Source organism: Pseudomonas antarctica, assembly GCF_900624995.1.
Classification (GTDB): Bacteria; Pseudomonadota; Gammaproteobacteria; order Pseudomonadales; family Pseudomonadaceae; genus Aquipseudomonas; species Aquipseudomonas antarctica.
The window spans coordinates 1-2,218 of sequence record NZ_UYXQ01000237.1; the positions used below are offsets into that span (position 1 = coordinate 1).

At 58.6% G+C, this 2,218-nt stretch carries 2 protein-coding genes and 1 pseudogene; 1 reads left to right on the forward strand and 2 read right to left on the reverse strand.

Annotated features, from left to right (window positions below; genetic code table 11):
• Nucleotides 1-647 (reverse strand): annotated as a pseudogene (locus E0F99_RS29700) (hypothetical protein); the annotation flags it as partial.
• Nucleotides 648-881 carry a hypothetical protein gene (locus tag E0F99_RS30825; protein WP_242626950.1) on the reverse strand — a complete coding sequence of 78 codons (234 nt, stop codon included), beginning with the start codon at nt 879-881 and terminating at the stop codon, nt 648-650.
• 465 nt (nt 882-1,346) lie between these two features.
• Here E0F99_RS30825 and E0F99_RS29705 point away from each other — a divergent pair, with 465 nt between their 5' ends.
• Nucleotides 1,347-1,586, forward strand: coding sequence for a hypothetical protein (locus E0F99_RS29705; RefSeq protein WP_408003401.1), 240 nt, complete (start codon nt 1,347-1,349; stop codon nt 1,584-1,586).
• The last annotated feature ends 632 nt before the right edge of the window (nt 1,587-2,218 follow it).

Below are 2,218 nucleotides of genomic sequence, written 5' to 3' on the forward strand. Positions count from 1 at the left end.
CCCGAAAACGTCCCCTCCTGCAGACCCGTCCGCTCCCCTGCCACTCACTGCACAGCACAAATCACCGTTTCTGTGGACCGAGAACGCCAAAAAACCCTTACATCCGAGTCTGGCGCTTCTCGCCCCCACTTTCCCTCCCCAATAAGCCCCCGCCACACCGCCCGCCAACTTCCCCGTCTCCACATACTTCGCCCGCCGACACTGCGCCTCCCGCCCCTGCACACACGCCTCCTTGATCTCCAACCCTGCCACGCCCACATCCAGTGCCAACCCCACATACGTGCCCTTCCCCAACCACTTCGATGCCTGCGCAATGTCCCGTATCCGCTGCGCATACCCGGCAATCTCACCCTTATGCAGATAGCTTTTGGTTGAAATCCCCAACACCTTCTTTAACGCCTGACTCCCCGTTGGGTGTCCAGCCGCCCGAACAATGCCTTACGCTGGCGAAAAAACGCCTCACGGTCCAAGCCACCGCTTTTCAGGCGCTGATGCAACCGCTCAATCGCCGCCAGCGTCTGCGCCACTTCGTCCAGATGCCGCGCCCACGCCGATGTCGCGCTGCCCACACCCAACGAGCCGTACCCCAGAAAACTTTGCAGCAGGTCATAGTTGTTGACCACTTGGCTTCCGGCGCCCGTGCCCAGCTACCGACTAATCGCCTCGGCCTGGCGCATCAGCCAGGCCTCTTCCAGTGAGCAGGTCACGCTGTAGGGGTTGGGAACGATCACCAACTGCCCAGGCGTCACCAGCCCATGGCGCAGGTGTCGGTTCAGCACGTCGAAATGGTCGGAACGCTGTCGGCTCGGAGCGCCGTCCATCAATCTGGATTTCAAGCTGTAGTAGTCCGTCGCGCGATCGTTGATATAGCCCTGCGCCATGCCTCACATCCTTGGATGCAATGAAGATGGCGTCGGAATATAAGCAAGGGAATACGTCCCGGACACAAGCTCGGGCGGGCTGAGCCACAATTAGGAAGTTACCTACATAGCACGGAGTAAACGCCTACAAAAAGGCCGCTCACCCTCACCTTTGATGGGTGGAGTTAGTGGCATTTGGTCATGGTTTTTAAAAGGCCAGCAAGGCGTGTCTCTTTAAATTGCAGGACGGTTCCTAGACAATCCCTGCCGCCTTGTGCCTGTTGGAATCGATGGCGAGTCTGCCGTCCGTCACTGCTCATCAGTGATCGGGTTTAGTCGCTCGGTTTCAGAACAGGCGCATGGTCCCTCAGAAGTTATGGTGGCTGTGCGCAGGGCGTCTTCGGGCGCGCCGGGTTCCTGTTCTGACCGGTCGACTAACCTGCGTATAGCCGCCACCCTCGTTTAGTCGCGAAGAGTTGCGGCTCCTTGATCAGACAGGTACTAAACAATGAAAAAGTCGTCCCCGACCCACCCCGCAATTCCGCCAAAGACCGCGCTGCCTTTAACCGCGCCATCGACCATTACCTGCCCACCCAAGGTGTTCAAATCGAAGACCTGAGCTTCGAAGACGCCCTGCTCTACACCGCCAGTTTGCTCGACAGCGCCTCGGCCACTGCGGATCGCTCCATTGAGTGCCTGAAGCCCCCAAAGCACCAGCCTGAATAAACACGGTCAAAAAATGTGGGCGCTGGCTCGCCTGCGATAGCCATAGGTATCTACACAATCGCCAGGGGACACAAAATCTGAAGCGGCCGAGCTTTTGTGGCGAGCGGGCTTGCCCCGCGTTGGACTGCGCAGCAGCCCCATTACAGGCGCCGGGTTTATCCAACTAGAACTTGTTCGTCGGGTTTTGGGGCAGCTGCGCAGCCCAAGGCGGATTCAGCACGCCCCGTCATACCACGCATTATGTCGAGTCGGGACCTGCCGATGGGCCACTGAAGGTGTTCATGCACGGTTGGCCGGCGCTCAGTCTGATCTGGCGCGCAGATGGAAGCGTTTGCTGCCGGATGAATACCATCAAGCCAATCAGTTGGGCGATCCAATGCGAGCGGCCTGCGCAGACCTCACCGTGACCAGCCTATCCGGCGGGCATTGGTTGCCGGTGGAGTGCAAGACAGCGCTCGTTGAGCGCTATAAACACCTGGCTACACAGTAAAACGTTTCGATGACGAGCAGGTACGTGACGTTGCTGGCCCCGTGCCTTACTGGGTCGGTCAAATGGGGTTCGGGGGAAGCACGAATGGGCAATGAGTAAATCGCAGAAAAAAAAGAAGCCACTCTCCTGAGTGGCTTCTTCT